The organism is Streptomyces bambusae (assembly GCF_019400985.1).
Lineage (GTDB): Bacteria > Actinomycetota > Actinomycetes > Streptomycetales > Streptomycetaceae > Streptomyces > Streptomyces bambusae_A.
Genome location: NZ_WTFF01000296.1, coordinates 1 through 9,078 on the forward strand (window position 1 = coordinate 1; position 9,078 = coordinate 9,078).

Sequence of the window (9,078 nt, forward strand, 5' to 3'; positions counted from 1 at the left end):
AAGAGCAGCAGTGCGGTGCCGTTCGCCAGCTGGCTGCGGGCCGCCCACGCCGCGGCGGCGGCCAGCAGCGCGGCCCCCGCCGCGAGCGCCCGCAGGTCCGGCCAGCCGTCCGCCGCGGCGGTCCAGGCGGCGATCACCAGGATCCCGGCGAGCACGAACGTCTGCCGGTACGGGCTGCCGTTGGGCGTGGCGAAGACGTGCCAGGCCAGATGGGTCGGGGTCCACTGGAAGGACAGCGCGACGGCCACCGCCAGCCCCGTCCACCACCAGCGGGTGCGCACCGGCACCCCGCGGTGCAGCGGCAGCGCCGCCGCCAGCAGCAGCGTCCCGGTGCCCACGAACACGGCCGGCGAGGAGAAGCTGTACGTGGCCGGCAGCGCCCGCGCGAACAGGTCCGGCCAGGACACCGGGGCGAACTGCCGGGTCCAGCCCGGGTAGGCCTGCCGCGAGCTGAGGAAGAGCGGCACCAGGACGGGCGCGGCCAGCGCCACGCCCAGCACCACGTGCCGGGCCGCGCGCGCCGCCACACGCAGCCGGTCGCGTACGGTCTCCCGGGTCAGGACCACCCGGACCAGCAGCACCAGCGCCGCGCCGAGCGTGGCCATGTAGGCGGTGTAGAAGTTCGCGGTCCAGCACAGGCCGACCACCACCGGGGCGGCCACCGGCCGCCGGCCGCGCAGCGCCCACTCCCCGGCCAGGCACAGCAGCGGGAAGGCGATCAGCCCGTCCAGCCACATCGGGTTGTAGGCGGCCTCGATCACCGACCAGCCGCACAGCGCGTACGAGGCGCCCAGCACGGCCGCCGCCCAGCCCGGCCCGCGGCGCAGCGTCCGCAGCAGCCAGACCATGGCCGCCGCGGCCGCCGCGGTCTTCAGCACGGAGACGACGTACACCGCCAGGTCGATCTCCGCGCGCGGGAAGAGGCCGACCAGGGGCGCGAACGGACTGGTCAGATAGGTGCCGAAGTCCGGCAGGAAGCTGGTGCCGTACCCGGACTGCCAGTTGAACAGCAGCCCGCCGGCCGCCCGGCCGTGCAGCAGGTCCCACAGGTGGGCGTGGAAGGGGACGAACTGGTTGCCCAGGTCGTTGACGCTGCGGTGGCGCGGACCGTACGGGTACACCCGCGCGACGGCGTCCCCGGCGGTCACGGACACGGTGGTGACCACGGCGGCGAGGGCCGACCAGAGGGCGCTGTCGCGGCGCGGCGCGCGGTGCGGCGGGCGGTGCGGAGTCGACATGGTGGGGGGACCTTCGCAGCGCCGGACGACGCGAGGATGGCCGCCGGGTGAACTCGTACCCCAACACCCCGGGAATCGTTGGTCGAATCGGTGGCTCCGGCGACCCCGACTGCATACCATCGATCACCGCAAGGCCTTGTGCACCGATGCACAATCCCCCGGCCCAGGAGGCTCCTTTGCACCGTCGCACAGCGCTCTCCGTATCCGCCGTCCTGCTCGCCGCGGCCCCGCTGCTGACCGCCTGCGGGTCCGAGCCCCGGCCCGGCACCGCGGCCCTCGTCGGCGGTGAGCGGATCACCACCGCCGCGGTGCAGTCCCAGGTCAAGGACGTCCGGGCGGCGCAGAACCGCTCCCCGCAGGGCCCGGCCCTGATCCAGGCCACGGCCGGCCTGGAGCGGCACAAGCTGGAGCGGATGATCCAGCTCGCGCTCCTGGAGCGGGCCGCCAAGGACGCCGGGGTCGAGGTGAGCACCAAGGAGATCGAGGACGAGCGCAAGGCCAAGCTCCAGCAGGCGGGCGGCGCCGAGCAACTGGAGGCGGCCGCCCTGCAGCAGGCGGTGCTCGCGCCGGACCAGATCGACGCCGACACCCGCTTCCGGCTGCTGCGCGACAAGCTGTACGACCACTACGGCAGCCAGGACAAGGCCGTCGAGGCGCTGCGCCGGACCGCGGAGCGGCTGCGCATCGAGCTGAACCCGCGCTACGGCTCGTGGGACCCGCAGCAGATCGGCCTCGGTGACAAGGGCAGCCCGTGGATCACCCAGAAGACCCGGGCCGACCAGGCCCCCGCGGGGGCGTGACCGGCCGGCGGAGGTAGGTTCGAGAGGTGACCGACGAGACCACCTCCGAGACTGCTTCCGGGACTGCATCCGAGCCGGCTGCCGACGGTGCCGCCGCCGGTGCCGCCGCCGGTGCTGGTACCGGCACCGGAACCGGCGCCGGCACCGCCGCCGGCACCGGCCGCATCGTCCTGCTGACCACCAGCCACCGGGTCGCCCCCGGGGTGCTGTCCTGGCCGGCCTGGGAGGCCCTGCACGCCGCGGACCGGGTGCTGTGCGCCGATCCGCACCACCCGCAGCTGCCGTACCTGCGCGAGGCCGGCGTCGAGGTCACCCACGAGGCCCCCGACGCCCGCGACCTCGTCGAGGACTGCGCCGGCGGCCGCACCGTCGTGGTCCTGCCGAGCGGCGAGGGCGACCAGCGCCTCACCGACGGGCTGGCCCGGCTCGCCGGCTCCGGCCGGGTCGCCATGCCCGAGCTGGAGCTGCTGCCCGGCTCCTACGACCTGCCCGGCGCCCGCCTGCTGGACCTCGTCCAGGTCATGGACCGCATCCGGCGCGAGTGCCCGTGGACCTCGCGCAAGACGCACCGGGGCCTGGCGAAGTACGCCATCGAGGAGGCGTACGAACTGGTCGAGGCGATCGAGGACGGCGACCGCGACGAGCTGCGCGAGGAGCTCGGCGACGTGCTGCTCCAGGTCGTCTTCCACGCCCGGATCGCCGAGGAGGGCCGGCCGGAGGACGGGGCCGAGCCGTTCTCCATCGACGACGTGGCCGCCACCCTGGTCGCCAAGCTCGTCCACCGCCACCCGCACGTCTTCGGCGACGCGAAGGCGGAGACCCCCGAGGACGTGCACGAGCACTGGCTGCGCACCAAGGCGGTGGAGAAGCAGCGCGCATCGGTCACCGACGGGGTCCCGCTCGGCCAGCCGGGCCTGGCCCTCGCCGCCAAGCTCGCCGGCCGGGTCCGGGCGGGCGGGCTGGACGTGGCGCTGCCGGCGGGCGAGGGCATCGGCTACGAACTGCTCGCGCTCGCGGCCCGCGCCGAGGCCGAGGGAGTGGACCCGGAGACGGCCCTGCGCGCGGCGGCCCGCACCTACCGCGACGCGATCCGCACCGCGGAGGGCGTCCCCGCCGAAGACTGACCCGCAGAACCGGGGTCGGACGCGGGACCCGGGTCAGCCGCGCCCCGCGGGGTCGTGCCAGTGCGGGGCGGGGCGGTTCAGGAACCACTCGCCGGAGCCGAGCGGGCGCGGCCGGGCCGCCGGGACGGCGTCGTGGTGGATCCGGTCGGGGCGGGCGCCCAACTCCGCCACCAGCCGGACGGTCTCCTCGATGAACACCGGCGGGCCGGCGACGTAGACGTCCTGGTCCGGCCAGAGCCCGCGGTTGCCCAGGGCGGTCGCGAGCCGGGCGGTGGCCTGCTCGCGGGGCCCGCCCGGGGCCGGCGTGATGTAGGTGACGGTCAGCCAGCCCAGGTCGGCGGCGTACGTGTCGATGAGCGGCCGGTCGTAGAGGTACGCCGCGTCCCGGGCGACCACGAAGAGCCGTACGCCGGCGTCGGGAGGGCGGCGGACCAGCTCCTCCAGCATGGCCCGCACCGGGGCCCAGCCGGTGCCGGCCGCTATGAAGGTGATCGGGCGGCCCTCGCGGCGCAGCGTCAGCCGCCCGCCGGGCGCCCCCAGTCGCAGCCGCTCCCCGGGCTCGACGTCGCGGACCAGCACGGTGCTCAGCAGGCCCTCCTCGACCCGGCTGACGTGCAGGTCGAGGGTGTGGTCGGGGCGCGGCGCGCTGGCGAGGGAGTAGGTGCGCCAGATCCGCGGCACGCGGTCGCTGCTGACGCTGACGTACTGGCCGGGCAGGTGGCGCAGCGGCTCGTGGGGGAGCAGGGTGAGCACCCCGATGTCCTCGCCGTAGCGCAGGTGGCGCACCACCTCCGCGTCCCACCACGGCGGGTCGTCGCTGTCCGCGGCGCCGGCCTGCATCGCGTCGGCGATCACCTGGTAGGCCTCCGCCCACGCCTTGTCGGCGGCCGGGCTCCACGCGTCGCCGCAGGCCTCGGCGAGGGCCGCGCGCAGGCTGGTGCCGACGGCGGCGTAGTGCTCGGGGCGGGCCAGGTACTTGCGGTGGTCGCGGCCGAGGCCGTGGAGATAGGGGAGCAGGTCCGCGTCCCCGAGGCGGGCGACGACGTGAGTGAGCGCGGCGAAGAGCCGGTCCCGCTGGCGCTGCATCTCCCCGGCGGCGGCCGGGAACAGCTCGCGTAACGCCGGGTTGTGCCAGAAGAGGTGTGCGTAGAAGAAGGTGACGGCGTGTTCGGCCCGTCGCTCCACCACCGCGAAACTGCTTTTCAAGATCCGCACATCCACAGATCCGACAGTAGGAAGGGGAAAGAACGTCCGGTCAAGGTCCGGATGATCTACGGACAGCCGCGGCGAACCAGTCATATGGGATGACGATGCCTGTGGGATGGTGACGCCCGCCCGGGGCTCAGAACCGCACAGGCAGTTCGCGCAGCCCCCGCATGATCAGTCCACCCCTCCAGCGAAGCTCCGAGGGATCGACGGCGAGCTGGAGATCAGGCAGGCGGGTGAGCAGGCTCCGGAGTCCGATCTGGCCCTCCAGGCGGGCCAGCGGGGCTCCCAGGCAGTAGTGGATGCCGTGCCCGTAGCCGAGGTGCTGGTTGTCCCGCCGCGCAAGGTCCAGCGTGTCCGGTTCCTCGAACCGGGCCGGGTCCCGGTCGGCCGCCGCCAGCACCACAAGGACGGGGTCGCCCGCCGGGATGTGCCGGCCGCCGACGGTCAGCGCCTGCGTCGCATACCGCCACGTCGCGATCTCCACCGGGCCGTCGTACCGCAGCAGCTCCTCGATCCCCGTTTCCAGGAGACCGGAGTCGCCGGCCGCCAGGGACGTCTTGAGCCGGGCCAGCTGATCCGGGTTCCGCATCAACGCGTAGGCCCCGTTGCCGAGCAGGTTGATGGTGGTTTCGAATCCGGCGAACAGCAGTACGAAACACATGGCGGTGGCCTCGGCCTCGGTCAGGTGATCACCGTGATCGCTGGCCCGGATCAGCCCGGAGATCAGGTCGTCACCGAGGTCGTTGCGCTTCCTGTGGATCAGCTCCGCCAGATAGCCCCGGATCTTCTTCACGGAACGGGCGACCCCACCGCGCGGCCCGCCGCCGTGCCGGATCATCATGCCGGCCCAGTCGCGGAAGTCGTCCTGATCCTCGCGCGGTACGCCGAGCATCTCGCAGATGGCGTAGATGGGGAGCGGGAAGGCGAACTCGTGGATGAGGTCCGCCTCACCCCGGCCCGCGAAGCCGTCGATGAGATGGTCGGTCAGCTCTTGCACCCGCGGGGTGAACTCGGCGACCCGGCGCGGGGTGAAGGCCTTCGACACCAGCCGCCGCAGCCGGGTGTGGTCCGGCGGGTCGATGTTGAGCAGGTGCGTCATCAGGCCGGCACTGCGCTCACCCGGGATTCCGGTCTTCCCGGGTTCGGCGTGGTGCACCGGATTCTTCGACAGCCGCTGGTCCGCGAGGGCCTGGCGGGCGTCCGCGTACCGCGTCACGAGCCATGCCTCGACCCCGCTGGGCAGTTTGGTGCGGTGCACCGGGGCATGCTCGCGCAACCAGGCGTACGCGGGGTACGGATCGGTGGCGAACTCCCAGCTGAAGAGCTCCGGCGGTTCGGGGACTGATCGGTCACGCATGGGTTCGACCGTATCCCGACGCCGGCGATCGCCCCATCCGGCCTTCGGTGCGCCAACGGCACCGGTGCTTCTCGGACCGCCGCCGGTACGGGGTCGGGGTCGGGGTCGGGGTCGGCGGTCTCCTGGCGAAGTGCCGCCGGGTCACGCTTTCACGAGTTCTTTCCTGATCAGGCTCTCGGCGGTGGCGAGGATGGCGGCCTCGGGACTGTGGCGGGGCCGCCATCCCAGCACGCTGCGGGCCTTTGCGCTGGTCGTCCTCCTGGCGAAGCCGAGGTCGGGCACGACCGTACGGAGCTCCTTGTCGAAGAGGGAAGCCATGCGTACCACGGCATCGGGGAGGGACCGGGTCGGTACGTGCCTGGCCGCGGCTCCGAGGCCGGCTCTGAGGACGGCGCCGATCTGTTTCATCGGGATCGCCGGTCCGCCGGCGGTCAGGAAGCGCTGACCGGCGGCTTCAGGGGTGGTCATGGCGAGCAGGTGCGCGCTCGCCACATCGCGTACGTCGACGATCGGGATCCACAGATCGGGATAGCCGGGCATCGCCCCGTCGAGGATTCGCCGGACGAGGTGGTTGGATCCGGAGACCGCCTTGGCCATCACGGGTCCCATGACCGCGACGGGAAGGATCGTGGCGAGTTCCGTCGAACCGCCCTCGGCGTCGATGAAATCCCACGCGGCGCGCTCGGAGAGCGTCTTGCTCCTGGTGTACGCGGTGACACCCGGCCCGTCGAGGACGCTCCAGTCCTCCTCGGTGAACCGGTGGTCGGTGCGCGGGTACCCGTAGGCGACCGCGTGGAACGCAGAGGTGAGGACAACCCGCTTCACACCGGCGTCGCGTGCCGCACGCAGCACGCGCAGAGTGCCTTCACGCGCCGGAACGACGACATCGTCCTCGTTCTTGACATGCCCCACGTGCACAGGAGAGGCCGTATGCAGGACGAAGTCGCACCCGGCGACCGCACCGGCCCACCCTGTGTCACTCGTGAGGTCCGCGGCCACGAAACTCAACGCGCCGCCGTTCGCCGTCCTGGCGTTCACCGTCCCGGCGTTCACGGTCCCGCCGTTCACCGTTGCGGCGTTCACCGTCCCGGCGTCGCCGAGCTGCTTCCGGACCTCGGGCTCGCGCCCGAGGGTGCGCACGGTCGTGCGCACCCGGTATCCCTGCTCCAGCAGTTGGAGAATGCAGTGTCCGGCGATGAAGCCGGACCCGCCGGTGACGAGGACGTGGGGCTGCGACGAGGTCATGTCTCCACGATGGGCACAGAACACAGGAACAGGCAGTAGACCCGTCTTCGTAGGACTGCCGGTACCAGGCGCGCCTCGTGGCACGTGGGCCAGACTGTCCGGTATGGCAACGACGGAACTCGGCGCGGCCCTGAGGCGCTGGCGTGACCAGGTCTCACCCGAGACGGCGGGCCTTCCCGCAGGCAGCCGCCGGCGCGCCGCGGGGCTGCGCCGCGAAGAGCTGGCCCAGCTGGCCGGCATCTCCGTCGACTACGTCACCCGTCTCGAACAGGGCCGGGCCGCCAGCCCCTCCCCGCAGGTCGTCGAAGCCCTCGCCCGGGCCCTGCGGCTCACCAGCGACGGGCGCGCCCATCTCTTCCGACTCGCCGGTCTCGTTCCCCCGGGCCCGGAGAAGGTCCCGGCGCACATCACGCCGGGCGTCCAGCGGATGCTGGACCGGCTCGCCGGCACCCCCGTCGTGGTCTTCGACGCCGCATGGACCCAGCTGCTCGCCAACCCCCTGTACACGGCACTGATGGGGGAATGGCACGGCAACGACCTCAACGCCGTGTGGCGCAACTTCCTCGGCGCAGGCACCCGCGTACGTCACACCCCCGAATCCCGGGGCGCACTCCATGCCGCCCTGGTCGCCGACCTGCGCAGAACAGCAGGCCGCTACCCGGCCGACCGGCGACTGCAGCACCTCATCTCCCGACTACGGGTCAAGAGTGCCGAGTTCGACGACCTCTGGGAGTCGGGTGCCGTCGGCCGGCACCAGTCCGCCCGCAAGACCATCGACCACCCCCACGTCGGCGCTCTCACGCTGGACTGCGACGTACTCGTCGTCGCCGACAGCGACCTGCGCATCATGGCCTACACAGCCGAACCCGGCAGCCGGGACGCCGAACGCCTCGCGCTCCTCGCCGTCATAGGAACCCAGGCGCTCACCGGACAGCCGACAATCACCGGATAGCCGACAAACGCCGGATTGCCGACAAACGCCGGATTGCCGGCAATCCGTCGGCCGACACTCATGCGGCCGGCGCCTCGTCGGTCACGGACTCCCGGCCCTCGTCACGCTCGCACCGGGAGAGGGTCGACGACACGGCGCGCAGCCCACACTTCGGCTCGGCTCGGTGCAGAGCGGCCGACCCTTCCGTTTGCTGAAGCGTCTGCCCGACCTCGGACTCGCCGTGGACCCGGCGGCGCCGCGCTGGCGCGGCGGGCTCGTCATGCGCGGTCTGCGCACCCTCCCCGTGCGCTTCACACCCCGCAATTAACTGACCTGTGGTCAATGTCGTGACCATCACGTGATCTGCGCTGCATCGACTTGTGACATGCGTTCGAGGAGCGCTAGGTTCCACGTCACCTCCTGCGGGGGGTCCCGACCAGGTCGGGGCGCCCCCGTGCCGTCACGCGAAAGGTCCACCGCATGCGTTCCGGGAACGGCCGCCACCGGCGCCCCCGTCAGGTCCCCGCCATCGTCGTCACGGCCGGAGTCACCGGCTCCGCGCTCGCGCTGCCGCTGCTCGCCGCCACCAACGCGAGCGCCGCGGACACCGGGACGTGGGACAAGGTCGCGGAGTGCGAGAGCGGCGGCACCTGGAGCGCCAACCACGGCAGCGGCGCGTACGGCGGCCTGCAGCTGAGCCAGCAGCAGTGGAACGACGCGGGCGGCCTGGCCTACGCCGAACGCCCCGACCTCGCCAGCCGCTCGCAGCAGATCACCGTCGCCGAGCGGGTGCTGGCGAGCCAGGGCACCCAGGCCTGGCCGATGTGCGCCGAGAAGGCCGGACTGCAGCAGCACGGCCCGTCCCCCGACGTCGACCCGGGCACGCCCGGCCGGCAGAAGGCCGAGCCCGAGCCCTCGCAGACGCCCTCCCACGGCATCGCGGACACCGCCGCCGGCCCGTGGGTGCCGGCCACGCCCGGTGGGCCGCGCGTCCCCGCGACCACCCCGCCGATCAGCGACCCCGTCGGGCCCCAGGGGCCCGGGCTCGGACTGCCCGTCATGCCCGCCCCCCGCCCGCCCGGCCATGCCCCCCCCGGCGGGCCGGGGGGCCCCCGCCCGCCCACCCCGCGCCCCGCGCCCCTCTCCTTTTCACCCCTCCACGCCGCCCCACGCT

Annotated in this window: 8 protein-coding genes; 4 read left to right on the forward strand and 4 right to left on the reverse strand. The window is 73.1% G+C overall.

The window, feature by feature from the left end:
- A partial coding sequence (locus GPJ59_RS28985; protein WP_219670664.1) for a YfhO family protein occupies positions 1 to 1,238 on the reverse strand: 1,238 nt, incomplete at its 3' end.
- Positions 1,239 to 1,414: 176 nt separating this feature from the next.
- Here GPJ59_RS28985 and GPJ59_RS28990 point away from each other — a divergent pair.
- Together GPJ59_RS28990 and GPJ59_RS28995 are read left to right on the forward strand one after the other, a co-directional pair.
- Positions 1,415 to 2,038, forward strand: coding sequence for a SurA N-terminal domain-containing protein (locus tag GPJ59_RS28990; RefSeq protein WP_219670665.1), 624 nt, complete (start codon positions 1,415 to 1,417; stop codon positions 2,036 to 2,038).
- Between the two features lie 164 nt (positions 2,039 to 2,202).
- The gene (locus GPJ59_RS28995; RefSeq protein ID WP_374200939.1) at positions 2,203 to 3,162 is read left to right on the forward strand and encodes a nucleoside triphosphate pyrophosphohydrolase; all 960 of its coding nucleotides are present in this window, start codon (positions 2,203 to 2,205) and stop codon (positions 3,160 to 3,162) included.
- 33 nt (positions 3,163 to 3,195) lie between these two features.
- Here GPJ59_RS28995 and GPJ59_RS29000 read toward each other — a convergent pair whose 3' ends face one another.
- The 3 genes from GPJ59_RS29000 to GPJ59_RS29010 all read right to left on the reverse strand — a co-directional run bounded on the left by GPJ59_RS29000 (position 3,196) and on the right by GPJ59_RS29010 (position 6,973).
- Positions 3,196 to 4,377, reverse strand: a complete 1,182-nt coding sequence (locus GPJ59_RS29000) for a globin domain-containing protein (protein WP_308120541.1) — start codon at positions 4,375 to 4,377, stop codon at positions 3,196 to 3,198.
- Between the two features lie 127 nt (positions 4,378 to 4,504).
- Positions 4,505 to 5,728: a cytochrome P450 family protein gene (locus GPJ59_RS29005; RefSeq protein ID WP_219670668.1), complete on the reverse strand. Its 1,224-nt coding sequence runs from the start codon at positions 5,726 to 5,728 to the stop codon at positions 4,505 to 4,507.
- Between the two features lie 141 nt (positions 5,729 to 5,869).
- A complete protein-coding gene (locus GPJ59_RS29010) occupies positions 5,870 to 6,973 on the reverse strand; it encodes an SDR family oxidoreductase (RefSeq protein ID WP_219670669.1) in 1,104 nt (367 codons plus the stop codon).
- A 103-nt stretch (positions 6,974 to 7,076) separates the two neighbouring features.
- On the opposite strand from GPJ59_RS29010, the gene GPJ59_RS29015 reads away from it, so the two are divergent.
- Positions 7,077 to 7,925: a helix-turn-helix transcriptional regulator gene (locus tag GPJ59_RS29015; protein ID WP_219670672.1), complete on the forward strand. Its 849-nt coding sequence runs from the start codon at positions 7,077 to 7,079 to the stop codon at positions 7,923 to 7,925.
- A gap of 459 nt (positions 7,926 to 8,384) precedes the next feature.
- Positions 8,385 to 9,078, forward strand: a 694-nt coding sequence (locus GPJ59_RS37905) for a transglycosylase family protein (protein ID WP_258025078.1), incomplete at its 3' end; no start/stop codon positions are given.